Source organism: Sagittula sp. P11 (assembly GCF_002814095.1).
GTDB lineage: Bacteria > Pseudomonadota > Alphaproteobacteria > Rhodobacterales > Rhodobacteraceae > Sagittula.
This window is the reverse complement of record NZ_CP021913.1, coordinates 4,297,002-4,320,284: the sequence shown is the minus strand read 5'-3', so window position 1 is coordinate 4,320,284 and position 23,283 is coordinate 4,297,002. Positions and strand designations below refer to the sequence as shown.

At 67.8% G+C, this 23,283-nt stretch carries 21 protein-coding genes, 1 other RNA gene, 1 pseudogene and 1 riboswitch; of the genes and pseudogenes, 15 read left to right on the top strand and 8 right to left on the bottom strand.

Features of this window, described 5'->3' with window-relative positions:
- Nucleotide 1: 1 nt before the first annotated feature.
- Genes nqrF through CDO87_RS20775 form a run of 6 tightly spaced genes read right to left on the bottom strand, consistent with a single transcriptional unit; the run spans nucleotide 2 to nucleotide 5,312 of the window.
- On the bottom strand, nucleotides 2-1,225 hold the full coding sequence (gene nqrF, locus CDO87_RS20800; protein WP_100930553.1) for an NADH:ubiquinone reductase (Na(+)-transporting) subunit F: 1,224 nt from the start codon (nucleotides 1,223-1,225) through the stop codon (nucleotides 2-4).
- Nucleotides 1,222-1,836 carry an NADH:ubiquinone reductase (Na(+)-transporting) subunit E gene (gene nqrE / locus CDO87_RS20795; protein WP_100930552.1) on the bottom strand — a complete coding sequence of 205 codons (615 nt, stop codon included), beginning with the start codon at nucleotides 1,834-1,836 and terminating at the stop codon, nucleotides 1,222-1,224. Before nqrE ends, nqrF begins: the two co-directional genes overlap by 4 nt.
- A complete protein-coding gene (locus CDO87_RS20790) occupies nucleotides 1,833-2,495 on the bottom strand; it encodes an NADH:ubiquinone reductase (Na(+)-transporting) subunit D (protein WP_100930551.1) in 663 nt (220 codons plus the stop codon). The genes nqrE and CDO87_RS20790 overlap by 4 nt, the downstream gene beginning before the upstream one ends.
- Before the next feature lie 3 nt (nucleotides 2,496-2,498).
- Complete coding sequence (locus CDO87_RS20785) at nucleotides 2,499-3,293, bottom strand: FMN-binding protein (protein ID WP_100930550.1); 795 nt, start codon at nucleotides 3,291-3,293, stop codon at nucleotides 2,499-2,501.
- A complete protein-coding gene (locus CDO87_RS20780; RefSeq protein WP_100930549.1) occupies nucleotides 3,280-4,062 on the bottom strand; it encodes an RnfABCDGE type electron transport complex subunit D in 783 nt (260 codons plus the stop codon). Before CDO87_RS20780 ends, CDO87_RS20785 begins: the two co-directional genes overlap by 14 nt.
- Nucleotides 4,059-5,312 carry a hypothetical protein gene (locus CDO87_RS20775; RefSeq protein ID WP_100930548.1) on the bottom strand — a complete coding sequence of 418 codons (1,254 nt, stop codon included), beginning with the start codon at nucleotides 5,310-5,312 and terminating at the stop codon, nucleotides 4,059-4,061. The genes CDO87_RS20780 and CDO87_RS20775 overlap by 4 nt, the downstream gene beginning before the upstream one ends.
- A 165-nt stretch (nucleotides 5,313-5,477) precedes the next feature.
- Here CDO87_RS20775 and CDO87_RS20770 point away from each other — a divergent pair, with 165 nt between their 5' ends.
- The 11 genes and pseudogenes from CDO87_RS20770 to CDO87_RS20725 all read left to right on the top strand — a co-directional run bounded on the left by CDO87_RS20770 (nucleotide 5,478) and on the right by CDO87_RS20725 (nucleotide 17,833).
- Nucleotides 5,478-6,656, top strand: coding sequence for a cytochrome c3 family protein (locus tag CDO87_RS20770; protein ID WP_157815065.1), 1,179 nt, complete (start codon nucleotides 5,478-5,480; stop codon nucleotides 6,654-6,656).
- Nucleotides 6,657-6,940: 284 nt separating this feature from the next.
- The gene (locus CDO87_RS20765; protein WP_100930547.1) at nucleotides 6,941-8,071 is read left to right on the top strand and encodes a metallophosphoesterase; all 1,131 of its coding nucleotides are present in this window, start codon (nucleotides 6,941-6,943) and stop codon (nucleotides 8,069-8,071) included.
- Nucleotides 8,068-10,677 (top strand): AAA family ATPase, encoded by a 2,610-nt coding sequence (locus CDO87_RS20760; protein WP_100930546.1) that lies wholly within the window; start codon nucleotides 8,068-8,070, stop codon nucleotides 10,675-10,677. The genes CDO87_RS20765 and CDO87_RS20760 overlap by 4 nt, the downstream gene beginning before the upstream one ends.
- A 100-nt stretch (nucleotides 10,678-10,777) precedes the next feature.
- Nucleotides 10,778-10,983: riboswitch (cobalamin riboswitch) on the top strand.
- Between the two features lie 141 nt (nucleotides 10,984-11,124).
- The gene (locus tag CDO87_RS20755) at nucleotides 11,125-11,910 is read left to right on the top strand and encodes a DUF4198 domain-containing protein (RefSeq protein ID WP_100930545.1); all 786 of its coding nucleotides are present in this window, start codon (nucleotides 11,125-11,127) and stop codon (nucleotides 11,908-11,910) included.
- Between the two features lie 4 nt (nucleotides 11,911-11,914).
- Nucleotides 11,915-12,532: a cobalt transporter CbiM gene (cbiM, locus tag CDO87_RS20750; protein ID WP_100930544.1), complete on the top strand. Its 618-nt coding sequence runs from the start codon at nucleotides 11,915-11,917 to the stop codon at nucleotides 12,530-12,532.
- Nucleotides 12,529-13,104 (top strand): cobalt ABC transporter permease, encoded by a 576-nt coding sequence (locus tag CDO87_RS20745; protein ID WP_100930543.1) that lies wholly within the window; start codon nucleotides 12,529-12,531, stop codon nucleotides 13,102-13,104. Before cbiM ends, CDO87_RS20745 begins: the two co-directional genes overlap by 4 nt.
- A 3-nt stretch (nucleotides 13,105-13,107) precedes the next feature.
- A complete protein-coding gene (gene cbiQ, locus CDO87_RS20740) occupies nucleotides 13,108-13,893 on the top strand; it encodes a cobalt ECF transporter T component CbiQ (RefSeq protein WP_100930542.1) in 786 nt (261 codons plus the stop codon).
- 59 nt (nucleotides 13,894-13,952) lie between these two features.
- Nucleotides 13,953-14,324, top strand: a pseudogene (locus CDO87_RS27655) (energy-coupling factor ABC transporter ATP-binding protein); the annotation flags it as partial.
- Nucleotides 14,319-14,534, top strand: coding sequence for a hypothetical protein (locus CDO87_RS27650; protein ID WP_407072244.1), 216 nt, complete (start codon nucleotides 14,319-14,321; stop codon nucleotides 14,532-14,534). The pseudogene CDO87_RS27655 and the gene CDO87_RS27650, both read left to right, overlap by 6 nt.
- A 125-nt stretch (nucleotides 14,535-14,659) precedes the next feature.
- The gene (locus CDO87_RS20730; RefSeq protein ID WP_157815064.1) at nucleotides 14,660-15,220 is read left to right on the top strand and encodes a hypothetical protein; all 561 of its coding nucleotides are present in this window, start codon (nucleotides 14,660-14,662) and stop codon (nucleotides 15,218-15,220) included.
- A gap of 27 nt (nucleotides 15,221-15,247) precedes the next feature.
- Complete coding sequence (locus tag CDO87_RS20725; protein WP_100930539.1) at nucleotides 15,248-17,833, top strand: HWE histidine kinase domain-containing protein; 2,586 nt, start codon at nucleotides 15,248-15,250, stop codon at nucleotides 17,831-17,833.
- Between the two features lie 51 nt (nucleotides 17,834-17,884).
- On the opposite strand, the gene CDO87_RS20720 is transcribed toward CDO87_RS20725, so the two are convergent.
- Nucleotides 17,885-19,768, bottom strand: a complete 1,884-nt coding sequence (locus CDO87_RS20720) for an ATP-binding protein (RefSeq protein ID WP_100930538.1) — start codon at nucleotides 19,766-19,768, stop codon at nucleotides 17,885-17,887.
- Between the two features lie 24 nt (nucleotides 19,769-19,792).
- The gene (locus CDO87_RS20715) at nucleotides 19,793-20,623 is read right to left on the bottom strand and encodes a phosphate/phosphite/phosphonate ABC transporter substrate-binding protein (protein WP_198521772.1); all 831 of its coding nucleotides are present in this window, start codon (nucleotides 20,621-20,623) and stop codon (nucleotides 19,793-19,795) included.
- Nucleotides 20,624-20,785: 162 nt separating this feature from the next.
- Between CDO87_RS20715 and ssrA the strand changes: the two genes are divergently transcribed.
- From ssrA to chrA, 4 genes are all read left to right on the top strand, one after another.
- Nucleotides 20,786-21,135, top strand: a transfer-messenger RNA (tmRNA) gene (gene ssrA, locus CDO87_RS20710).
- 98 nt (nucleotides 21,136-21,233) lie between these two features.
- A complete protein-coding gene (locus tag CDO87_RS20705) occupies nucleotides 21,234-21,485 on the top strand; it encodes a hypothetical protein (protein WP_100930537.1) in 252 nt (83 codons plus the stop codon).
- Between the two features lie 96 nt (nucleotides 21,486-21,581).
- Nucleotides 21,582-21,947, top strand: a complete 366-nt coding sequence (locus tag CDO87_RS20700; RefSeq protein ID WP_100930536.1) for a DUF4345 family protein — start codon at nucleotides 21,582-21,584, stop codon at nucleotides 21,945-21,947.
- 62 nt (nucleotides 21,948-22,009) lie between these two features.
- The gene (gene chrA / locus CDO87_RS20695) at nucleotides 22,010-23,263 is read left to right on the top strand and encodes a chromate efflux transporter (protein WP_100930535.1); all 1,254 of its coding nucleotides are present in this window, start codon (nucleotides 22,010-22,012) and stop codon (nucleotides 23,261-23,263) included.
- The last annotated feature ends 20 nt before the right edge of the window (nucleotides 23,264-23,283 follow it).

Below are 23,283 nucleotides of genomic sequence, written 5' to 3'. Positions count from 1 at the left end.
CTCAGGCTCCGAAATCGTCATAGAAGATCTGCTCGGGCTCGACGCCGAGCCGGTCGAGCGTGGACAGCACCGCCGAGATCATCACCGGCGGCCCGCAGAGGTAGTACTCGCATTCCTCGGGCGCGGGATCTGCGCTCATCTCGCGGCGCAGGATGTCGTGGACGAACCCCGTAGCCCCCAGCCAGCGATCGCCCGGTGCCGGATCCGACAAGGCCGGTGTCCAGCTGAAGTTCGGATGCTCGGCGGCCAGCCGGTGGAATTCGTCGGTGTAGAACAGGTCGGCGGCAGAGCGCGCGCCATAGAAGTAGCGGATGCGTCGTTGCGTCCCCCGCCCCAGTTGCTGGTGGATCATCGCGCGCAGAGGCGCCATGCCCACGCCCCCGCCGACAAAGACCATCTCGCGGTCGGTGGGCTGGACATGGAACTCGCCGAAGGGCCCGGACAACGTGATCCTGTCGCCCGGCTTCAGCGAGAACATCCACGACGAGACACAGCCCGGCGGCACCTCTTCCTCCCGTCCTGCAGGCGGCACGGCGAGGCGGATGTTGAAAACGGCGCGCCCTGTGTCCTCCGGCCGGGTGGCAAGCGAATAGGCGCGTGTCACCTCCGCCCCGGACTGCGATCTCAACCTACGCCAGCCCGCGATGTCCCAGGCCTCTGCGAACTCTGCCGGGACGTCGAGCGTCGCGAAATCGAGGCTGTAGGGCGGCGCGGTGACCTGCATGAAATCGCCGGCGAGGAACTCCGTCGGATGGTCGGGCGGCAGGTCCACCACGATCTCCCGGATCAGCGGGGCAAGCATCCGGGTCGAGCGCACCGTGCAGGTCACGCCGCCCCCGGCACTGAGGATGTCATCCGGCACGGTCACCGCGCAATCGCCGCGCAGCCGGGTCTGGCAGGCCAGCCGGACATGGGCGCGCCGTTCCCTGGGCGACAGGACGCCCCGTTCCGTCGCCTGCGGTTCGCCCGCGCCCTCGCCCTCCACCGTCACGCGGCAGAGCCCGCAGGTCCCCGATCCGCCACAGGCGGCGGGCAGACCGATGCCCGCGTTATGCAGCACCCCCAGCAGTTTGTCGCCGCGCCTGGCCGTCAGGTGGGTCGTGGCGTTCACCACCACATCCAGCCCGGTGTCCGGCACCAGCCGCCGCCGCAGGACCACGAGCCCCAGGCTCATCCCCACCACCAGCAGCACGATCACGGCGCTTCCCAGCACAACCTCCGTCATTGCGACGCCGCCATCTGTGCGAAGGAGGCAAAGCCCAACGACATCAACCCGGTCAGGACAAAGGCGATGCCCAGCCCGCGCAGCCCCGCGGGCAGGTCGGCATAGGCCAGCCGCGTTCGGATCGCCGCCAGCATCGCCACCGCCAGCGCGAAACCGACGCCGCTGCCCAGCCCGAAGACCGTCGATTGTGCCAGGGTGTAGTTGCGCTCCACCATGAAGAGGCTCCCGGCGAGGATCGCGCATTGCACCGTCAGCAGCGGCAGGAAGACCCCGAAAGCCGCGTGGATCGCGGGCACAAAACGGTCGAGCAGCATCTCGAGCAGTTGCACCGACGCGGCGATGACCCCGATGAAGGCGATGAGCGACAGATAGGACAGGTCGATCTCCGGCATCCCGGCCCAGCCCCAGGCGCCCGGCGCCAGCAGGTAGCGATAGACGATGTGGTTCAACGGCACCGTCAGCCCCATCACACCGATCATCGCGATGCCCAGCCCCAGCGCCGCCTCGGGTTTCTTCGACAGCGCAAGGAAAGTGCAGAGGCCCAAGAACAGCGTCAGGGGCATGTTGTCGACGAAGGCCGACATCAGGAACAGGTTCCACAGATCGGTCATTCGGTCACCTCCGCTCTGCCCGGCGGCGTGTGCTCCGGCGCCTCGGCCTGCTCCGGCAGCACGCTGCGCACCGTCCAGACCAAGAGGCCCAGCAGGAAGAAGGCGGAGGGCGCCAGCAGCATCAGGCTGAGCGGCGTGAACCAGCCGCCCTCGCTGGCAAGCGGCAGGACAGTTGCGCCGAACAGCTCCCCCTTGCCGAGCAGTTCGCGCAGCCCGCCGATCACCAGCAGCACCAGCGAATAGCCCAGCCCGTTGCCGAAGGCGTCGATCATCGCGGGCAGCGGCGGGTGGCGGCGGGCATAGGCCTCCGTCCGGCCGAGGACGAGGCAGTTGGTGGTGATAAGACCCACGTAGACCGACAGCGCGCGGCTGATCTCGGCGAAATAGGCCTGCAAGACCTGGTCGATGACGATCACCAGCGAGGAGACGATGACGATCTGCACGATCAGCCGAATGGTGTCGGGAATATGCCGCCGGATCGTGCTGACGATACCCGCCGCCAGCGTCAGCACCACGGTCAGCGCCACCGACATGGTCAGCGCCGTGGCCAGCGTCGTCGTCACCGCCAGCGCCGAGCAGATGCCGAGGATCTGCAGGATCACCGGGTTCTGGCGGATCAGCGGCTCGGTCAGCGTGGTCCATGCAGAAGTCCGTGCCATCGCTCAGAACTCCCCGCGCGCGATGGCGTCGATCAGCGGGCCGTACCCCTCGGGGCCGAGCCAGAAGCGGACGATCTGCGTCATGCCCCGCCCGGTGCGTGTGGCGCCGGTGATGCCGTCGACCTCGTAGGGGCCGGTGGCAGTCCCCTGCGCCACGCGGAATTGGACGGTGCCCGCATCATCGCGCAGTTCGGTCCCGGCAAAGCCCGCCTGCCACGACGCCTCCTCGATCCGGCCGCCAAGGCCGGGCGTCTCCGAATGGCGGGTGACGGCGATACCGGCCACCGTGTTCATGTCGCCCTGCACTGCGAGGATCGCGTCGATCCGCCCGCCGTAGCCCTGCCCGCTGACCGGCAGCAGCGCGAGCGAGATATCTTCACCCTCGCGCAGCAGGTAGACCTGCACGAAGTCCGGCCGCGTCCCCAGACCGGCCAGATCCTCGGCGGGTGTAAGCGCCGTCCAGTTGCCCGGATCGGCCAGCGCCGCGTCGAGCGTTGCGGGCGTCACGTCCTCGGCCGCGCGCCCGCTGTCGAGGTTGATCACCACGGTCGAGAGCGTCCCGCCCGCCTCCTTCAGCAGCGCCGACATGCCGGGAATGCCCGCCACCAAAGAGGCGATCCGGGCCTGTTCCTCAGCCGCGCGGTTGGCCGCCTGGATCGGGCGCAGCATCACTGTCGCGCCACTGACCAGCGCGGCACAGATCGCCGAAACGACGAACGCCACGATGATCGTCTTGGCGCGGCTTTCGTTGGGCAGCGCCATCAGGCGGCGCAGCGGGTTCAGGTCACGTTCTGCCATGACGTCTCCTTCTGCGGGCGATCCAGAGCGCCAGCGCGGCCTCGTCCAGAAGCGGGGCCGCCAGCGAGGCCAGCAGCGCGGCGGCGACGGCGATCTGCACCGGCGCCGCCCCGGTCCACCCGGTTGCAAACAGGATCAGGAGGGCGCCATAAAGTGCGCCTTCCAGCCAGCGACCGCCGCGGGTCGCAGCGCTTGTGACGGGGTCGGCGACCAGCAGCACCAGCACCAGCGCGCCGACATGCAGGACCGGCACCGGCAACACACCGAAGACGCCCGCCGCCGCACCGACGATGACGGCTCCGGCGATCACGCCGCCCGGCATCACGCCCGTCCCCATGCCGATCAGCGCAGCCGGTACGACCGCCCATGCCACCGGCGCGTCGAACGCGGGCCAGCCGAAGGCCGGGAAGCCGAACCCGAGGAAAGACAGCGCCACCGTCGCCGGGTGGACCACGTTCCGGCCCCAGCCACCGAAGACCAGCTCTCCCATCACGATGCCGAAACTGATGCCGAGGGCCGCGCGCAATGCGCCGAGGTCCTCGGGCATCAGGATCGCGATGGCGAGGGCCGCGAGGACCGCGGACAGAGACGGCGCCTGCGCGCGCACCAGCAGGAAGACGAGGTGCCAGACGCCGATCACCAGCGCCGCGAGGCCGAAGCGGAACAGCGTGTCCGCCCCGCCGTAGGCGATCCACATCACCACGATGGGCAGATGCGCGGCGAGCAGCACGGCCGCCACGGTTTCGCGGTTCCAGAGCCCCCGGATCACGCTGCGAACTCCGACCGGATGCGATCCAGCATGGTGCGCAGCTGGGTGGCGATCTCTCCGTTCTCGCTCAGCACGTAATCGGCCAGGGCCACGTCCTCCTCCAGCAGCGACAGCACACCAAGCTTCATCGCCGTCTCGTCATCCCCCGCGCCAAGGGCACGCAGAAAGGGCGCCGCGGGAAGCGTGGCCGCGAAGGCCTGCTCCAGCCCCGCCGTGGGGATCGCGGGCAGACCGCGCGGGGAGCGGCCGAGAGCTTGCGCCAGCCAGTGCCGAGGACGCGCCGGTCCCTGTGCAGGCAGGACCGTCACCTGCCGGTCGCGCTGCGCGAGCCAGTGACCCACGTGCCCATCCAGTGCACTGCCGGACAGGATCGTGTGCGGTCCGGGGGCCACGATCCGGCGAGTGAGTTGCCGGAGGTCCGCGCCGGGGTGGGTCCGCAGGCTTCGTCCTTCGCGCAGACCCGTACCCCCGATGCGCACCTGCCGCATGACCGGCAACACCCCAGTGTCCAGCAGGGCGCCCATGGCGGCCACGTCTTCGGCATGTATGTCCCAGACCGGCGCGCCAAGGCCCGCGGGAAAGACCCCGTGGCAGCAGATCCCCGGCAATCCCTGCGGATGACGGCGGCCGCGATGCACCACCTGCGCGCTCAGCGACAGCCCTGAGGGCAACGCGTCCGCCTGGGCAAAGACGATCACCGGGCCATCGGTCAGCTTCTGCAGCGCACCAACGCCCCGGGCAAAGTCCTCCTCCCGCCCTTCAAGCGCCGCGCCGGGATCGGGGGCACCCGGGCGCGTGTCGGTCGCCATGACGAGGATCGCGGCGGGCACCTCCTCTGCATCGGGCATTCCGCCGAACGGCCGCCTGCGCAGCAGGGGCCAGGCTCCCGACGCCTGGAAGAGACGGCGCAACCCGTCAGGGGTCTGGTCGCTCGTCTCGTGCCGGACAACCGCGTCCCCGTCGCGGAACAACACGATTTCCACCAGCCTGCGCCCGGGACGCATGACGATCAGCGCCACGGTTCCGGCGATGGGAGCGGTCAGACGAATCCCGGGCGCATGACGCAGGTGGGCAACGGCCTCTCCCTGCGCCACGCGGTCACCTTCGGCGACCAGAGGCGTGACGTGCGGGATCGGACCCGCGGGCGGCAGGACCGCCGCCTCTTCCGTCGTGACGCAAGTGTCCTCGCGGCGTTCCGGCAATGCGGCGATCGCCGGGACCAGTCCCTTTCCCGCCCTGAAAAAACCCATCCTTCTCCCACTCGGTTGCAGTGCCTTATGCGCCTGTTGAAAACGCCTCGAAGTTGAAGGTTAACGGCGGCTTTCGGTCCACGATATGATTTGAATCAATGCCATCTTTTCGCAACCGCGCGATCCTTGCTGCAATTGCAAACCTGCTTCGAAAGGAGATTGCCCATGCCGTCACCCTTCCCCGGATCGCTCGTGCCGTCCCTTGCCGCGGGCGTGATCGCGGGCCTGCTGTTCGCCGCGTCCGCAACCGCGCAATCAGCCTCCGACGACGCGGAAGGCGAGGCCCCCGTCATCCCCTTCGCGCTCCCGCAATCCGGTCCGTTCTCGCCGTCCGAGATCAACATCGACAACGACAAGGCGATCCAGGACTGGTTCCGCTCCGCCCATGCCAATGCCGCCGCCGAAGCGTTCCGCCACTGGGACGACGAGGGCGAGGTCAACGCGCGCTGTGCCACCTGCCATTCGGGCGAAGGGTTCCGCGATTTCCACGGGCTGGACGGCACGGAGGCCGGTGTCGTGGACGGCCCGATCAACACCGGCGGTGTCGTTGACTGCGGCACCTGCCACAACGCCGGGCTGGCAGAGGTGCGCGAGATCACCTTCCCCAGTGGCGTGGTGCATCCGGTGACGGGCGTCGAAGCGTCTTGCCTGACCTGCCACCAGGGCCGGTCGGCGGGGGCGGACGTGGAAAAGGCCATCGCGGGCCTGCCCGTCGACGAACCCAACGCCGATCTCGGCTTCATCAACCCGCACTACGCTACGGCTGCGGCCACCTGGCTCGGCGGGTACGGCGAGGCGGGGTATCACTACGAGGGCCAGACCTACTCCGGGCGGTTCTTCCACGCCAAGCCCGTGGAAAGCTGCAACTCTTGCCACGAACCGCACACGCTGGAGATCGTTTTCGAACCCTGCCAGACCTGCCACGAGGCCGAGTCCCCCGAGGACATCCGCATCGCCCGGCAAAGCTACGACGGCAGCGGCAAGACCGACGTCGGCATCCATTCCGACATCGCCGCCAATGCCGGGACGCTGATGGACATGATCCGCGCCTACACCACCGAAGTCGCCGGGGCGCCGGTGATCTACGATGGCACGCGCTACCCCTATTTCTTTGCCGATGCCAACGGCGACGGCGCCATCGACATGGAAGACGGCAGTCCGGTGGCCTACAAGTCGTGGACCCCGCGCAGCCTGCGCGCCGCCTTCAACTGGAAGCTGGTCACCGCCGATCCGGGCAACTACGCGCACAACCCGCTCTATACCCTCGAACTGCTGTACGATTCCATTGCCGACCTGAGCGACCCGCTGGGTGTCGACGTCGAGGAGATGAACCTTCGGCGCTGACCCGGGCATTTCGCCGTTTGGGCCGGCCGCCCCTTTCGGAACGTTCCTGAACACACAGGACCGCGTCTGCGCCACCATCCGGCGCAGACGCGCCCGTTCCTGCGAGAAGGGATAATCCCGTCCCCCACTTGGAGCGGCGCCCCGAATATGGTTCTCTCCCCTCTCCGGGCCGTGCCACGAAGGACGGGACAGCCGCGCAGGGGCCGTGACAGTTTCTGTCCCCCACCTGCCGCAGTCTGACTTCCGTTCCCGCGAAGGCACGAATCGCATACCAGGAGCAGGCCATGGCTTTCCGTTTCATCCACGCATCCGACCTGCACATCGGCCGGAAGTTCGCCAACATCCCGCAGCCGCCCGACGGCAACATCCGCGGCCGCCTGATGGAGGCGCGGCACGCGGTCATCGGCAAACTGGCAGAGGCGGCGCGCAGCCGTGGTGCCGCCCATGTGCTGCTGGCGGGCGATACCTTCGACACGGCGACGCCCTCGGCCCCGGTGATCCGCCAGGCGCTCGGCGCCATGGCCGAGGCGGAGGGCGTGACCTGGTGGCTCCTGCCCGGCAACCACGACAACATGCGCGATGCCGAACCGCTCTGGGACACGATCCGCAAGGACGCCCCCTCAAACGTCATCGCCGTCACCGAAACCGCCCCGCGTGAACTGGGCGACAGCGCGGTCCTCCTGCCCTGCCCCGTGGCCTACCGCGCCCTCGGCAGCGACCCGACGGAGGCCCTGCCCGGCATGACCAGCGCCGAAGGTCTCCTGCGCATCGGTCTGGCGCACGGCGGCGTCACCGATTTCACCGAGGCCGGGGACACCATCGCGCCCGACCGGGACCGCAGCGCGCGGCTCGATTATCTCGCGCTCGGCGACTGGCACGGGCGGCTCACGGTCTCTGACCGGGTGCACTACAGCGGCACCCCGGAACAGGACCGCTTCAAGCACGGTCAGCGCGGTGTCTGCCTGTGTGTCAGTCTCGACGGTCCGGGCGCTGTGCCCGCCATCGAAGAGGTCCCCACGGGATCGTTCCTCTGGCAGGAGGTCGCCCTTCCCCTTACCGCACGGCAGGACGCCGCGGCGGCGCTGGCCGATGCGCTGCCCGCGACAGGGCGGCGCGACATCCTCTTGCGCGTCGCGGCCTCCGGCTGGGCCAACCTGCCGCAGCAGGTATCCCTGCAGAACGCGGCCGCCGACGCGGCCCCGGACTTTGCCCATTTCGAGCTGCGGACCGACGCACTCGGCGCCCTGTTCGAGGCCGCCGACCTAGATGCGATCGACCGGGCGGGCGCGCTGCGGATGGCGGCGGACGGCCTGATGGCGGACGCCAACGCCGAGACGCTGTCGCAGGCGGATCGCGACGTGGCGGCCGACGCCCTCGCCCGGCTTTACGCCTATGTGCGGGAGGAGGCTGAATGAAACTGCGCAGCATCACCCTCAACAACGTCCGCCGCTTCACGGAACCGGCGCGGGTCGACGGGCTGGGCGACGGGCTGAACGTGCTCTGCGAGCCCAACGAACACGGCAAATCCACCCTCTTCGATGCCATCCAGGCGCTGTTCTTCAAGCCGCACGGGTCGCGTGACAAGGAGGTTTCGTCGCTCAGGCCGCACGCGGGCGGCGCCCCGGAGGTCACGGTCGAGTTGGAGACCGCCGACGGCCGCTTCACCCTTTCCAAGCGCTGGTTCCAGAAGCCCGCGGCGACGGTCCATCAGGGCAGCCGGCTGATCGCGCAGGCCGACGCGGCAGAGGCATGGATCGCCGATCTACTGGGCGGCGACGCGGGCGGGCCGTCCGGGCTGATCTGGGTGCGGCAAGGCGTCACCGATCTGACAGCCGGCACAACGAAGGAACGGCAGGCCGCGCTCGAAGCCCGCCGCGACCTGATGACCTCGGTCGGGGACGAGGTCGAGGCGATGACCGGCGGGCGGCGGATGGACAGGGCACTGGCGCGCTGTCGTGACGAACTCTCCGCCCTCGCCACCGGCACCGGCAAGCCGAAGACCGGCGGCGCGTGGAAGGCCGCCATCGACACGGTGGAGGCTCTGACCGAGCAGGAGGCAGCGCTTTCGGCGACCGCCCGCGATCTTCACGACGCGCTGGCCGAGCGCAAGCGCGCCCGGCGCGACCTTGCCGAATGGGACGCCCCCGACGCCGTGGCCGAGCGCAGCGAAAAGCTGGAGACCGCACGCGCCGCCCATGCCGCCGCCATGCGCCATGCCGAGGAACTTGATGCCGCCGCCCGCAGGGTCGACATGGCCCGCCTGACGGGGGAGGCGGCCCGGGGCAAACTCGCCTCCCTCCGCGCCGCGCAGACCGAACGGGCCGAGGCCGCGCGCCAGGTCGAGGCCACCGGCACCGAAAAACTGGCGGCCGCCGCCACGCGGGACAAGGCGCAGGCGACGCGCGATGCCGCGCAAAAGACGTTCGACGCCGCAGAGGCTGCCCTGTCGAAAGCAGAGGCCACCCGCAACGCCGCGCAACGGGCACAGGCCGCGCGCGACGGCGCCGAACGCCGCAACGAACTGGAAAACCGCATCGCGCAGGCGGAGGAGATGCGCCGCCGGATGGAGACGGCGGCTGGCGCCGCCCGCAACGGACCCGACGCCACGGCGCTGCGCCGGATCGAGACGCTGGCCAACGCCCATGCCGCCGCCATCGCCGCCCGCGACGCCACGGCCACGCAGATCATCGCCCATTACACGGCAGGGTCCGAGGGAGCGATCCGTTTCGGCGACGCTGCTCTGCCCGGCGGACAGACGGTCCCCCTCGCCCGGACCGCCCGCCTCGACATCGCCGGTGTCGGTCACTTGGAGATCCGACCGGGCGACACCGGGCACGACGCGGGGACCGTAGACGCCGCGGCCAAGGCCCTGCGCACAGCACTCGCAACCGCCGGTGCCGAGACGCTAGAGGACGCGCGAGATGCCGCCGCCGCCCGGAACGAAGCGGAACGGCAGCACGCCGAGGCAAAGGCCGTGCTGCAGAGCCTCGCGCCGGAGGGCATCGAACAGCTCTGCGCCGCGCTCGCCCGGATCCCCATCCCTGTGGAGGGCGAAGACCTGCCCGATCTGGCGCAGGCGGAGGCAGACCTCGCCGCCGCGAGAGAGGCAAGGGACATCGCCCGCAGCGCGCTCGACACCGCAACGGAGCGGTTGGCGGACGCCCGGGCGGAGGTGCTGCGCGCCGACACCGCCCTGACCTCGTTGCAGGACCGCCTGACGCGGGCCGAAGACGCCGTTGCGCGGACCGGTGGCGCCACGGAAGAAGAACTGGCCTCCGAACTGGCGGTGCTGGAGGCGGCACTGGCCCAAGAGCAGGCCGCACATGCCGCCAAGGCCAAGGATGCGCCCGATCCCGCCAATGCGCGCGCCGCACTCACGCGCGCGGAATCCGTGGAAACCCGCGCGCGCGATGAAACCGCCCGACTGAAGCTGCTCCTCGCCCGGCTCGAAGAGCGCATCGGCCGGTCCGCCGGGGACGCGGTCGAGGAGAGGCTGGCCGAGACGACCGAAAAGCTGACGTCGGCACGCGAAGCGCTGGCCCGGATCGAACACGAGGTGGCGGTGCTGCGGCGGCTCGAACAGGCGCTGGAAACAGCCCGGAACGAGGCCCGGGACCGCTATTTCGCCCCCATCGCCCACGAGCTGAAACCGCTCCTCCACCTGCTGTGGCCGGACGCGGAACTGACCTGGGGCGAGGAATCCCTGCTGCCGGACGCGCTGCTCCGCGATGGCCAGAGCGAGCCGGTCGACATCCTCTCCGGCGGCACGCAGGAACAGGTGGCCCTTCTGGTCCGGCTGGCCTTTGCGCGCATGTTGTCCCACGCCGGGCGCACCGCGCCGGTGATCCTCGACGACGCGCTGGTCTTCACCGACGACGACCGGATCGAACGGATGTTCGACGCGCTGCATCGCCAGGCGGGCGACCTCCAGATCATCGTGCTGACCTGCCGCCAGCGCGCCTTCCGCGACCTGGGCGGTCATGCGCTGAGCTTTGCAGCCGTGGCGCCGGAAGACGCCTGACGCCCACCCGCCCATCGCGTTTCACGGGGGACCGCGCCTGTCTCAGGCCGGTCCCCGACCCCTCAAAAAATAGCAATTGACCGGGCGCGCGCTTTTCTGGCAAGGAAATCGCACGTCCGGTTCCGGGGTTTTCACGCCCCGGAGGAAAGAGGGAATGCAGTGCGGCACGCCAGTGCCTACCCTGCAGCTGCCCCCGCAACTGTAAGCGGCAAGCAGGGCTGATATGCCACTGGAGAAATCCGGGAAGGCCAGTCCAGATGCGATGACCCGCGAGCCAGGAGACCTGCCGGACTGGCGCCCATGGAAGAGGCGCTTTCCACCGGACGCCGGGGTGCGCGTCTGGCCTTGTGCGGCGGCGGGTCATTCCGCCGCGCGGATGGGGTCGAGCGTTCCCAGCGTCCAGAAACGACGCGCGCCGGGTGTGGCGCAGTGGACAGGGACGACTTCATGAAACGCACGTTGAGTGCCCTTGCGGCGTGCATCGCGCTTCCGGCGATGACACAGGCGCATTTCCTTCTCGAATATACATCGGACACCATCATCGACCGCCCCGGCGACGTGCCGGTCAAGCTGATCTTCTGGCACCCCTTCTCCAACGGCTACGTGATGGAGATGGAGACGCCCAAGGAATTCTTCATGGTGCATCACGGCAAGCGCACCGATCTTCTGGACAGGCTCGAACCGACCGCTTTCACCGGGTCCGAGAACGAGGCGCCGGCCTTTCTGGGAAGCGTCCCGGTCAAGCGGTCGGGCGACTACGTGCTCGTGACCGTCCCGCAGCCCTATTTCGAGGAATCCGAAGACAAGTACATCCAGCAGTACACCAAGGCCTTCCTCAACCGCAGCGAACTGCCCACCGACTGGATGAATCCGGTCGGTCTCCCGGCCGAGATCCTGCCGCTGAACAAGCCCTACAACGTGCTGGCCGGCTCCACCTTCACCGGACGGGTCATGTCCGAAGGCCAGCCCGTCGCCGGTGCCGAGATCGAGGTCGAGTTCATGGCGGCCGAGCCTGACATGAACCAAGCGCGCGCCACCGATCCGGTGGTCAGCCCGCCGCCCGGCGGCGCCGTCGTCGTGTTGTCCGACGACAACGGGTACTTCACCTTCGGCATCCCGAGGGCCGGACACTGGGGCTTTGCCGCACTCGGCGTGGGCCCGGTGACCGAGCACGAGGGCAAGGAACTCAGCCAGGACGCCGTGATCTGGATCCGCGCCTGGGAACTGGAGTGACGCCATGCACATCGTGGACGGAGCCCTTTCCAACCCGGTCGTGATCGGCGGGGCCGTGCTGGCGGCGGGCGGCATCGCCTACGGCCTGCGGTCGCTGACCATGGAACGCATCCCCGCCGCCGGTGTCCTGTCGGCCAGTTTCTTCGTGGCATCGCTGGTGCATGTGCCCATCGGCCCGTCCTCGGTTCATCTCATCATGAACGGTCTTGCCGGGCTCGTGCTCGGCTGGGCCGCCTTTCCGGCGCTCTTCGTGGGGCTGCTGCTTCAGGCGGTGTTCTTCGGGTTCGGGGGGCTCACCGTGCTCGGGGTCAACACGCTGAACATCGCGCTGCCGGCGGTGCTGGCGGGCATCCTTTTCGGGCGGCTCATCTCGTGCGGGACGCCTGTGACGGGCGCCATCTGGGGCGCGGTCGGCGGCACCTTCTGCATCGCCGCAACAACCGGTTTCGTGGGCTTTTCCCTCGCGCTGTCGGGCGACGCCTTCATCCCGGCGGCCAAGCTGGTGTTCGTCGCCCATATCCCGGTGATGATCATCGAGGGGCTGTTGACCGGATTTGCCGTCCTGCTGGGCCGCAAGGTCAAGCCGGACCTGTTCTTTGCGCTGCAGCGAGGCACAACATGAAACGCCTTGCCCTTGCCGCCGCGCTCCTGACGCTGCCCCTGCCCGCCCAGGCCCACAAGGTCATCGCCGCCGTCTTTCCCTCCGGGTCCGCCATCGAGGGCGAGATCGGCTTCTCCAACGGCGAAATGGCCGTCGGCGAGGAGGTGATCGTCACCGCCCCCGACGGTACCGAACTGGGACGCGCGGTCACCGATGCCGATGGCTTCTTCGTCTTCACCCCGAAAGAACCAGTCGAGCATCGCTTCCGCGCCGATCTGGGCGCCGGGCACGTGGCGATGACCACCCTGCCCGCCGAAGACGTGGCCGCCATCCTCGGCAAGCCGGTGATCGAGACCCCGCCGCCCGCCGCGACCACCGACGCAACCAACCCGGCCGCAGTCGCCGGGCTGACGGCAGAGGAGCGTGACGTCATCGCCGAAGCCGTCCGGGACGAGATCCGTCCCCTGCGCCGCGAAATCGCCGCCTACAAGGAGAAGAACGACCTGCAGGCCATCCTTGGCGGGCTGGGCTACATCCTCGGCCTGTTCGGCCTGGGATTCTACATCGCGGCCCGACGCAAGATGGCGGTCTGATCCATGGGTCACGTGCTGACACAGGCGCAGAAGACGCTGGCCGATACCGGGGCACCGGGCCTGACCGCGGTGAACCAGCTCGACCCGCGCACCCGCATCCTGGGCGCCTGCGTCTTCGGCGTCGTGGTCGTGGCGCTGTCATCGTTGGCTGCGCTGCTGGCGGCGCTTGTCGTCTCCGCCGCCTTCCTCTTGCTCTCGCGCCTGCCCATCCTGCCGACGCTGAGGCGCATGGCGGCGATGGACGGCTTCATCATCTTCATGCTGGTGCTCTTTCCGTTCACCGTGCCCGGCGACGTGATCTTCTCAGTCTGGGGCTTCGACGCGTCATGGCAGGGTCTCAGACAGGCGGTCGAGATCGCGCTGACTGCCAATGCGGTCATCCTCGCTCTCATGACGCTGGTCGGGTCGATGGAGCCGGTCACCATGGGACATGCGCTCTATCGTCTGCGGTGTCCGGAAAAACTCGTGCACCTGATGATGTTCACCATCCGCTACATCGAGGTCCTGCGCGAGGAATACCTCCGCCTGCGCGCCGCGATGAAGGTCCGGGCCTTCCGCCCCACGACCTCATGGCACACTTACCGCACCTTTGGCTACCTCGTGGGCATGATGCTGGTGCGCGCGATCGAGCGGTCCGAGCGCATCCTCGCCGCGATGAAATGCCGGGGGTTTTCGGGGCGCCTCGTGCTCCTGCAGGACTTCGTCTACACCCGTCGCGACGCCATGTTCGGCCTGCTTCTCGTGGTCATCTGCGCAACGCTCCTTCGACTGGACGTCACATGGCCCTGATCGACATCGAAGACGTGCACTTCGGCTACCCGGGCCACGACCCCGTCCTGAAAGGCGCGAACCTGAGGCTTGAACCGGGCCAGCGCCTGTCGCTGACCGGCCCGAACGGCGCGGGCAAGTCGACGCTGCTCCGGCTGATCCTCGGCCTGCAACGCCCCGACAGCGGCACGATCCGCGTCTTCGGCACCCCGCGCGTGGCCGAGGCGGACTTCCACGAGGTGCGCCGCCGGGTCGGACTGGTGTTCCAGGACCCCGACGATCAGCTCTTCTGTCCGACCGTGGCAGAGGACGTGGCCTTCGGCCCCCTGAACCTCGGCCGCAGCCGGGAAGAGGCGCTGGCAATGGTCGACCGCATTCTGGGTGACCTGGGCCTGACCCACCTGCGCGACCGGATCACCCACAAGCTCTCCGGGGGCGAGAAGCGGCTGGTCACCCTGGCGACCGTGCTGGTGATGGAGCCGGAGGCGCTGCTGCTGGACGAGCCCACCAACGCGCTCGACACACGCAACGAGGCACGGCTCCTGGAAATCCTCGACGCCCTGCCCCAGGCCATCCTGCTGGTCAGCCACGATCCGAGGTTCCGCGACAGGCTGGCGCCCGACTCCGTCGAGTTGTGCGACGGCAAACTCGTACACGCCTGAAGAGGCGCATTTACCACCTTCGAAGCCCTCCAGAAAAAAATGCGGAATGTTAATAATTCTGCGGAACGATTGCAGTGTTTCCGCGTTCTACGACTCTGGACTTCTAGGAAGGTGACCTTACGTTGATGTTATTCGCAGATGTATCGCTGTCCGGAGGGCAGGATACGCTGTCTCTCAGGCACAGGATTCGTAACGACACCGGCCCGGAACATGCCCGTGTGGAACTCCGTTTCGACAACGTCTTCCACGATCCGCATGCCCGCCTCAACGACTTCCTCCGCGTCCAGCAGGAAGCCCTTCTTGCGCTGTGCCGCCGCACCGCCGACAACAAGTCCCTCCTCAGCCGGGAAATCATCGTAGATCTCCTGATGCGGCTTTTTGCCGATGTCGGCCCCGGGCCTACGCAAGGTCAAGCTGGCCAGCCGCTGCATCCTGTGGCAATCGACTACATTGTGCTTGGATCGCGGTTGGGAACTGAGGTGATCCGGCGCAGGCTGGTCAAGGCGGATCCGGACATCGCCATGCCATCCTATTTCCTTGCCCCTCCGGTCGGACCGGTCTGGCAGCGCCATTGCGCTGGCCTGGACTCTATGGCCGCGCGCAGTCCCGAGGCCGACCGCATTGTCGCGGACGCCACGGAAGCATTCAAAATCTTCGACCGCGCAGCCGCAGCGCATGTCTCCTGAACCAACCGGACTGAAAGGGTCGCCTATATGAAAATCGCAAGGGCTTCGGGTTCCGACAGCGACAGCGTGGACCTCACCAATTGCGACCGCGAACCGATCCACCAGCTGGGTCGGGTACAGTCCTACGGCGCCTTGCTCGCCGTCTCGACGGACTGGATCGTCCAACACGCCTCCGAAAATCTTCACGACATCCTCGGCATCGACCATGACAGCGCGATCGGCCGTCCGTTGCAGGACCTCATCGTCCACGACGGTTTCGAACGGATGCGCAAGAGCATGCACCTCACCGACACGCCGGATGGCGTGGTGCGGCTGTTCGGCATGACCCTGCAGAACGACAACCGGACTTTCGACGTGTCCCTGCACGGCAGCGGACGCCACATGATCGTGGAGTTCGAGCCGCGCGCGGTCTCGCACGGCCGCGATGTCATGTCCGAGGTCTACCCCCAGATCCTTCAGCTGAAGGGCTGTGCCGACCTCGAAAGCCTCGCCCGCAGGGCTACCACCGCGCTGCAGAAACTCGCCGGTTTCGACAGCGTCATGCTCTACCAGTTCCAGGCCGACATGTCTGGCAAGGTTCTGGCGGAAACCCGGAGCGACGGCGCTCACAGGTACCTCGGCCTGATGTTCCCGGCTTCCGACATCCCCGCACAGGCCCGCGCGCTCTACAAACGGTCGCTGCTGCGGCTGATCGCCGATGTGGACGATCCGGGCAGCATGATCTCTCCGCCCCACACGGTCGACGGCGCGCCCGTGGACCTGTCGCTCGCCGTGACGCGCGCCGTCTCTCCGATCCATATCGAGTACCTGAAGAACATGGGCGTCAATGCCTCCATGTCCGTCTCGATCATCAAGGACGGCGAACTCTGGGGCCTGTTTGCCTGCCACCACCACAGCCCGCGCTACATCGACTACGAACGCCGCACCGCGTTCGAGATGTTCGCACACATGTTCTCGTACGAGCTGACACGGTTCGAGGACGGACAGCGCAAGATCGCGGAGGTGAACACCAACCGTCTGCAAAGCCGCCTGATGACGCATATGGCCGACGGTCAGAAACTGGCAGAGAGCCTGCTGGCGGTCAGCGACGACATCCAGTCGGTCCTGCCGCACGACGGGCTGTGCCTGTATGACGGCGAGTCCCCGACCTGTATCGGCACGACCACCACCGCCGAGGAGGTCCGCAGCATCGCGCGGTTCCTCGACCGCTCCATCGGCTCGCAGAATTACTACACCGATTGCCTCGGCAACGTGCACGAACCCGCCCGCGACTACGAGGATCGCATCGCCGGTGTTCTGGCCATCCCGATTTCGAAACGCCCGCGTGATTACCTGCTGCTCTTCCGCCGCCCGATCAACGACACGGTGTCCTGGGCGGGCGATCCGAACAAGCCGGTCACCGTCGGCCCGAACGGCGTGCGCCTCACGCCGCGCAAGTCGTTCGACGTGTGGAAGGAAACCGTGGCCGGTCGGTCCGCTCCCTGGACCAACCAGGAGGTGCACGCCGCAAACCTGCTGCGCACCGTCCTGCTCGAGGTCTTCCTCAAGGTGACGGATGCCGCGAACCTCGAACGGGAGCGGGCGCAGGAACAGCAGCAACTGCTGATCTCCGAACTCAATCACCGCGTGCGCAACATCCTCAACCTGATGCGCGGGCTGCTGTCGCAATCGCGGGCCTCCGCTGCCACGCTGGAAGATTTCACCGCCAACCTCGACGGGCGCATCCACGCGCTTGCGCGGGCGCACGACCAGCTTACCGCGGATCACTGGGAACCTGCCTCGCTTCGTGAACTGATCGTCTGCGAATTCGCGGCCTATGCCGACGGCAAGGCGGCACGGGTGAAGATCACCGGACCTGACGCTCTGGTGAAACCACAGGCCTACACCACGCTTGCGCTGGTCCTGCACGAGATGGCGACAAACTCCGTCAAGTACGGCGCGCTCTGCGACAGCCGCGGGCGCGTGGACATCAACATCTCGCAGGACAACGCGGGCGGTCTGCTGATCGACTGGTTCGAACGCGGTGGCCCGCCGGTGTCGCCGCCGGAACGTCGCGGCTTCGGAACGGTCATCATCGAGACGTCGATCCCGCACGAACTGAAAGGCGATTCCCGGATCCACTACAAGGTGACCGGGGTCGAGGCCCACTTCCGCCTGCCGCCGCACGTCCTCGCCAAGGTGATCGAAGAACAGGCTGCACCGTCGCCCGCGCCGGTCCAGCCGGCGCAAGAGGCCGCGGGCGCCGATTTCGCCGGTCCCGCCCTCGTGCTGGAGGATTCGCTGATCATCGCGATGGACGCGGCCGCCATGCTCGAGGACATGGGCGCCTCCCCGGTGGAGATCGCCTCGTCCGTCAACGATGCCATGGCATGGCTCGAAACCGTGACCCCCAATCACGCGGTGCTGGACGTGAACCTCGGGGACGAACAATCGCTGCCCGTCGCGGAAAGGCTGCATGACATGGGCGTGCCCTTCGTGCTGGCAACCGGCTACGGCGACAACCAGGCGCTGGTCGAAACCTACCCGCCCTGCGAGATCGTCCAGAAGCCGTTCACCGACACGGCGCTCAGATCGGCGTTCGAGCGGCTGGCAAACAGCAAGCGGAAGGGCTGACGAATTGCCGTCGCGGCGGGTGAACCCCGCCGCGACAGCGCAACCCGGATGTTATTGTGTTGCGGACTGGGGCGGCGGACAGGGTTTCGATCCCTGCGCCGCTTCCGCGTCGCGATGTTCCTGCGCCAGTTTCAGCACCCGGACCAGTTCGATGCGCGAGATCGGCTTGGCGAGGAACTCGTCCATGCCGGCCTGAAGGCACTTGCCCACGTCCTCGGCAAAGATGCTGGCGGTCAGTCCTGAGATGTAGACCCGCGACACCGGCCCCCGCAGCGCGCGGATGCGGCGGGTCGCCTCCGGCCCGTCGACCTCGGGCATGTGCTGGTCCATGAGGACGAGGTCGATCCCCCCCTTCGCCACGCGTTCCACCGCCTCGGCACCGCCGGTGACGGAGTCGACCTCATGCCCAAGGCGTTTGAGCATCGCGCAGGCCACGGTCAGATTGACCTTGCTGTCATCCACGACAAGCACCCGCAACGGCTGCTGCGTCGTCTCCGCGCCCTCGGGACTATCGCCGGACGTGTCGGGCGCATGCCCGGCCTCCGGCAGGGGCAGCGCGAAGTGGAAACGGCTGCCCTTGCCCGGTGTGCTGTCCAGCCGCAGCCTGCCGCCCATGGCGTCGACCAGCGCGGCACTGATCGACAGGCCCAGACCGCTGCCCGACATCCGGCTGCTCTGCGCCCCTGCCACCTGGTAGAAACGCTTGAAAATCCGCGCCTTGTCCGCCTCGCCGATGCCGATCCCGGTGTCGATCACCTCGAACCGGAACCGCCCCCGCTCGGCCGAGACGCGCACCCGGACACCGCCGGTGTCGGTGAACTTGACCGCGTTGCCCGCCAGATTGATCAGAACCTGGCTCAGCCGGTCGGCGTCGCCGATCACCCAGCTGGCACAGTCGGCGCCCATCTCGACCTCCAGCGACAGTCCGCGCGCGTCGGCCTGCGGGGCAAGGACGGACACCGCGCTGCGCACGACGCCATCGAGGTCGAACTCCTCCGCACGGATCAGCACCTCGCCCGCTTCCAGTTTGGATATGTCGAGGATGTCGTCGATCACCGATTTCAGCGTCCGCCCTGCGTTGCGGATGATCGTCAGCTTGGCAAGCTGATCCTCCGTCACCTCCGTCTCAAGCAGCAGGTCGGTGACCGGCAGGATGCCGTTCAGCGGTGTCCTGATCTCGTGGCTCATGGTGGCGAGGAAGCGTGACTTCGCCTCGACCGCCGCCTCCGCCGTGTCGCGCGCCTCCGTCAGCGATTGCTCCTTGCTGCGGATCGTCTCGCGCATGGTGGCGAAACTTTCCACCAGTTGCCCGATCTCGTCCTGCCGCGCCTTGGGTAGCGGGGTGTCGTAGCGGCCCGCGGCCAGCTCCTTGGCGGCACGCGCCAGCATCGACGCCCGCCGCAGCACGAGCCGGTCCAGGAAGACCATCCCCCCGACCCCGAAGATCACGACGATCCCCATCATCACGACACCCAGATGCCAGACCTGGCTGCGCAGCGCGGCGCTGTGGACCCGGATGTCCAGATGCACGACCAGCGTGCCGACAAGCCGCCCGCCGAACAGGATCGGCCGGGTGACGAGGTAATGGTCCTTTGTATGATCGGGGTGCTCCAGCGGATAGAGGCGCCGCCCGTCCCCGTCGAAAAGCTCCACCCCGCGCCACGCGCTGAAACTCATCTGCGCGTGATCGAGGATCTCGTGCGCCGCGCCGATCTGGTTCTGCAGCATGTAGGGCGTCAGGGCGTTGCCCAGCACGTCAAGCTGGCGCTCCGTCAAAGTGACTTCGAGTTCGTTGAACGTCCGTTGGACCTTCGGCTGCCAGATCCCGAAGAACAGCAGGAAACCGAGGAGGCCGACAAGTGCGCCCATCTGCAGGAAACGCCCGCGCACGGAATAACGCAGCTTGCGGTGGCCCCGTCCCTCGTCCTCAGTCATCGCGGCACCTCATGTACCGTCACCTCATTCCACGAAGCGTTCGAGGTTCATGTCCCTGAGCGGCTGGTAGTCCTCCATCGTCGCCGTCACGATCTCGCGGAAGGGCACCCGGTCGAGCGCGGCCTGCCCCTCGGCATCGTGCGCCATGTCGAGGAAGGCGCGGCGCACCTCCTCGCGCACCTCTTCGGAGACGCGGGGGTGCGCGACGACCGGATGCGGCGGCACGCGCTGCGTCTCGTGGATGATGCGCAGGCCGTTGCGGACCGTCTCGGGCTGGGCGGTGAAGGTCGCCATCACGCCGCCCGCCGCCGCCGACCGTCCCAGAAGCACGTTGAGATAGGCGGAGCTGTGCGTCGCGGCATAGACCGGCACGCAGTCGATGCCGAACCTCTGCGCAAGGTCTGAACGGATCATCAGCGAAGCGCCAAGCGCGTTGGGCGCGGGAAAGGCCACCTGCTTTCCGGCAAGCTGGGCGGGGTCGTCTATGCCCCCGTCGCGGGCGACCACAAGGATACCGAAAAGCTGCCGCCCGCCATCGCGCAGCAGGGGCAGATACCCCTGATGATCGTGCGCCATGACTGCGTGATAGGGGTTCATGTAGGCGAAATCGAAGGCGCCGCGGCGAAAGGCATCCTCGAACGCCGGTATGTCCGGCGTGCCAGACATGACGAAGCGGTGGCCGGTCCGCCGCTCGAGCTCCTCAAGGATCGGAATCCAGGCGGAGGCCAGCCGCAGCGGCTCGAACTGCGGCACGACGCCGAAGCTGTACTCCTCGGCCACGGCGGGGCCGCAAAGCCCCAGGCTCATGCAGACCAAGGCGGCCATGCGCCTCAGACGGGTTGCCATGTGTTTCATCGACCTGAACCTCCTCCCATACCGGATGCGCGCGCCACAGCCGCCCGCGGAACACGCAGGCCGGCGCATCGCGCCCGCCGTCGGGCCCGAATAAATATCAAAACGGTTAAGAAACGCGGAAGCCGGCCCCGGTGCAAAGCCCGTGGAATTCGTATCGATTTCCCCCTTTGCAATTCGCGGCGCGGCGCCTATATCTAGGCTGTTCCTTCGGGAACTATGGGCATAAACGCGCATGTAATAAACGGATCGGACCCGGGGGCGGTACCCGGCGGCTCCACCAAACATCCCTTCGTTGGGGGACAATGGGGCCGAAACAGGATCGACGAACGCGTAAAGATGTTGCTTTGTCCCGGTGAGATACCACCGTTATCGGTTCACAAAGTACAATTGCCAACGACAATCGTGCTCCGGTTGCAGTTGCTGCGTAAGCAGTGACGAGACCGAAATCTAAGTCCTTGCGCCTAGCAGCGTAAGGCGGGGTTCGCAGGCACCTGGCAACAGAAGCCTGCACTTCACGTCCCGTGCCATCCCCATCCGCGACCGCCAGTTTGCGCTCGCTTTTCGGACCACACCGGACGCAGTCGTCACCCGGACAGACCGGAGTTCCGCAATGCGCCTCCTGCTTCCCCTCATCGCCGTTTCGTTCATCTCCGCCTGCGGCGGCCCGATGCCCGGCGGACACATGACCGAACCTGCCCAGCCGATGCGTTATGACGTGATGGAGAGGGCCCGGGACCTGTCGATGGGCGGGCGCCACGACGACGACCACCCGACTTACGGCAGACCCGGCGACACGCCGCGCCCGGCACCCGTTTTGCCCCCCTGCGACGAAACCGGCCTCGGCGACCGGCCCTGCCCCTGACATACCCTCTGCTGCAAGGCAGCATGATTGTCCGCCGCGCTCTTGCCGCCCTCCTTCGGCCCGCTACGTCTGAGCGAACCAGCAAGGCGGACCCGGATGACAGACCTGCTCAACATTCTCATCGCACTGATGACCATCGCCTTCGGCGGCATGGCCTTCGTCAGCCCGCGTTTCGCCGCGAAGGCGCTGGACCTGAAGCCCGTCAACAGCACCATGGGTCTGAGCGAGCTGCGCGCCTCTGCGGGCGGGCTGTTCGTGGCCATGGGCCTGTGCTGCCTGATCACCGGCGCGGATTTCGCCTATGCCATGCTGGGGATCGCCTACGTCGGCGCAGCCACCGGGCGCGTCGTCTCCATGGTGATGGACCGGCCGCCACAGCCCAAGGCCTTCGTCTGGTTCCTGCTGGAGGCCGCCCCGGCCGCCTGGCTGATCGCGATGAACTGGCCCGCGACGGCCGCCTGAGCCCGGCCCCGCACCGGTCTGTCTTGTGATCGTCACGAAGCCCCCCTAAGCCTTTGGGGATCATGACGCCCTACCCTCTCCTGACCCGAGTCTTCGCGCGCATCGGCCTGCTCTCCTTCGGTGGTCCTGCGGCGCAGATCGCCGTCATGCACCGCGAACTGGTGGAAGAGCGTCCCTGGCTCACCGAGGCGCAGTTCCTGCGGGCGCTGTCCTTCTGCATGCTGCTGCCCGGCCCCGAAGCGATGCAGCTCGCCACCTATGCCGGCTGGCGCCTGCGCGGCATCCCAGGCGGCCTGATCGCGGGCGCGCTCTTTGTCCTGCCCGGCGCGGCGGTGATCGCGGTCCTCGCACTGCTTTACGCGCAATACGGCACACGGCCCGAGACGGAGGCGCTGATGCTCGGCGTCAAGGCCAGCGTCATCGTCATCGTGGTGCAGGCGTTGCGCCGGCTGTCGTCCAAGGCCCTGAAGCGCACGTCCGACATGGTAATGGCGGTCGCGGCCTTCCTCGCCCTCTTCGCGTTCAGCCTGCCGTTCCCGCTGGTCATCGCGCTGGCGGCGGTCTGGGGGGCGCTGCGCAGCCGTGCCACAGTGGACGAACCGGTCACACCCGCGTCGGACCCCGCCCGCAAGGGCACCGCCCCGGCCACGATCCTGCTGTGGCTGGTGCTCTGGCTGCTGCCCCTTCCGATCCTCTACGTCGCGGGCCAGACGCTGCTCTTCGACCTCGCCGCCTTCTTCGCGAAACTGGCTGTCGTGACCTTCGGCGGCGCCTATGCCGTCCTTGCCTACATGGCGCAGGAGGTGGTGGAGATCCGCGGCTGGCTGACCGCGCCGCAGATGGTCGACGCCCTCGGGCTGGCCGAGACGACGCCCGGCCCGCTGATCCTCGTCACGCAGTTCGTGGGTCAACTCGCCGGACATGCCGAGGGCGGACCCCGCATGGCTCTGGCCGCCGGGGCGCTGACACTCTGGATGACCTTCGTGCCCTGTTTCCTCTGGATCTTCACGTTCGCCCCGCATGTGGAGACTCTGCTCGCCCGTCCGCGGCTTCAGGCCGCGCTCAAGGGGATCACCGCCGCCGTGGTCGGCGTGATCGCCAATCTCTCGCTCTGGTTCGCGCTCCACACGCTCTTTGCCGACACCATGACCATCGACCGCGGCCCGCTGTCCATGCCGCTCCCTGTCCTTTCGACCCTGCGCATCGACGCCTTGCCGCTGATCGCGCTGGCCGCGCTGATGTTCGCGCGCAAGGCACCGGTGCCACTTGTGCTGGCGGTCTGTGCGCTCGCCGGCTGGGGTCTGGCGCAGGTCTGACTCCCCCCTTCCATTCTCCG

Excerpts from the sequence above, each read along its gene's own strand:
- nqrF (WP_100930553.1), bottom strand. The coding sequence starts at position 1,225 with ATGACGGAGGTTGTGCTGGGAAGCGCCGTGATCGTGCTGCTGGTGGTG.
- nqrE (WP_100930552.1), bottom strand. The coding sequence starts at position 1,836 with ATGACCGATCTGTGGAACCTGTTCCTGATGTCGGCCTTCGTCGACAAC.
- CDO87_RS20790 (WP_100930551.1), bottom strand. The coding sequence starts at position 2,495 with ATGGCACGGACTTCTGCATGGACCACGCTGACCGAGCCGCTGATCCGC.
- CDO87_RS20785 (WP_100930550.1), bottom strand. The coding sequence starts at position 3,293 with ATGGCAGAACGTGACCTGAACCCGCTGCGCCGCCTGATGGCGCTGCCC.
- CDO87_RS20775 (WP_100930548.1), bottom strand. The coding sequence starts at position 5,312 with ATGGGTTTTTTCAGGGCGGGAAAGGGACTGGTCCCGGCGATCGCCGCA.
- CDO87_RS20770 (WP_157815065.1), top strand. The coding sequence starts at position 5,478 with ATGCCGTCACCCTTCCCCGGATCGCTCGTGCCGTCCCTTGCCGCGGGC.
- CDO87_RS20765 (WP_100930547.1), top strand. The coding sequence starts at position 6,941 with ATGGCTTTCCGTTTCATCCACGCATCCGACCTGCACATCGGCCGGAAG.
- CDO87_RS20760 (WP_100930546.1), top strand. The coding sequence starts at position 8,068 with ATGAAACTGCGCAGCATCACCCTCAACAACGTCCGCCGCTTCACGGAA.
- CDO87_RS20755 (WP_100930545.1), top strand. The coding sequence starts at position 11,125 with ATGAAACGCACGTTGAGTGCCCTTGCGGCGTGCATCGCGCTTCCGGCG.
- cbiM (WP_100930544.1), top strand. The coding sequence starts at position 11,915 with ATGCACATCGTGGACGGAGCCCTTTCCAACCCGGTCGTGATCGGCGGG.
- CDO87_RS20745 (WP_100930543.1), top strand. The coding sequence starts at position 12,529 with ATGAAACGCCTTGCCCTTGCCGCCGCGCTCCTGACGCTGCCCCTGCCC.
- cbiQ (WP_100930542.1), top strand. The coding sequence starts at position 13,108 with ATGGGTCACGTGCTGACACAGGCGCAGAAGACGCTGGCCGATACCGGG.
- CDO87_RS20730 (WP_157815064.1), top strand. The coding sequence starts at position 14,660 with ATGTTATTCGCAGATGTATCGCTGTCCGGAGGGCAGGATACGCTGTCT.
- CDO87_RS20725 (WP_100930539.1), top strand. The coding sequence starts at position 15,248 with ATGAAAATCGCAAGGGCTTCGGGTTCCGACAGCGACAGCGTGGACCTC.
- CDO87_RS20720 (WP_100930538.1), bottom strand. The coding sequence starts at position 19,768 with ATGACTGAGGACGAGGGACGGGGCCACCGCAAGCTGCGTTATTCCGTG.
- CDO87_RS20715 (WP_198521772.1), bottom strand. The coding sequence starts at position 20,623 with ATGAAACACATGGCAACCCGTCTGAGGCGCATGGCCGCCTTGGTCTGC.
- CDO87_RS20705 (WP_100930537.1), top strand. The coding sequence starts at position 21,234 with ATGCGCCTCCTGCTTCCCCTCATCGCCGTTTCGTTCATCTCCGCCTGC.
- CDO87_RS20700 (WP_100930536.1), top strand. The coding sequence starts at position 21,582 with ATGACAGACCTGCTCAACATTCTCATCGCACTGATGACCATCGCCTTC.
- chrA (WP_100930535.1), top strand. The coding sequence starts at position 22,010 with ATGACGCCCTACCCTCTCCTGACCCGAGTCTTCGCGCGCATCGGCCTG.